Here is a 529-nt window from a genome sequence, read left to right on the forward strand (position 1 = left end):
GGGCACTCGTAAGGGTGGTCCCGCGTACGTGTGGCCGGGTGGGGGTGGGGCATCGCTCCCTGGATGGCCTATCGGCCTGGCATCCTTGAGGGAGCAGACCCCGCCGCCCCTCCGCACGATGCCGAGTCAGGAGTCCTACCCCGCGTGAGCAGTTCACCGAGCCCCTTGCACGGGCAGCTGCACGCCGTCCACGTGCTGGGCGAGACGGCGCGGGCCCATGTCGCCTCCGTGGCGGGCGGGTTGGTGGCGCGCGGCGTACAGGTGACGGTCTGCGGGCCCGCCGAGGCCGAGGAGCGGTACGGGTTCGGGGCGGCGGGAGCGCGGTTCGCGCCGGTCGAGATCACGCGGCGCGCACAACCGAGGGCGGACGCGGCCGTGGTGACGGCGTTGCGGGCGGCCTGCGCCGGGGCGGACGTGGTGCATGCGCACGGGCTGCGGGCCGGGCTGCTCGCCACGATGGCGCTGAGCGGGCGCCGTACGCCGCTGGTGGTGACCTGGCACGGCGCGGTGCTGGCGGAGGGGGCGCGGG

At 76.0% G+C, this 529-nt stretch carries 1 protein-coding gene; it reads left to right on the plus strand.

From position 1 onward, the window contains the following. Nucleotides 1-144: 144 nt before the first annotated feature. The coding region (locus PV341_RS45270) for a glycosyltransferase (RefSeq protein WP_500361089.1) at nucleotides 145-529 on the plus strand (385 nt) is incomplete at its 3' end.

The sequence above is a fragment of the Streptomyces sp. PA03-1a genome, assembly GCF_033792805.1.
GTDB lineage: Bacteria > Actinomycetota > Actinomycetes > Streptomycetales > Streptomycetaceae > Actinacidiphila.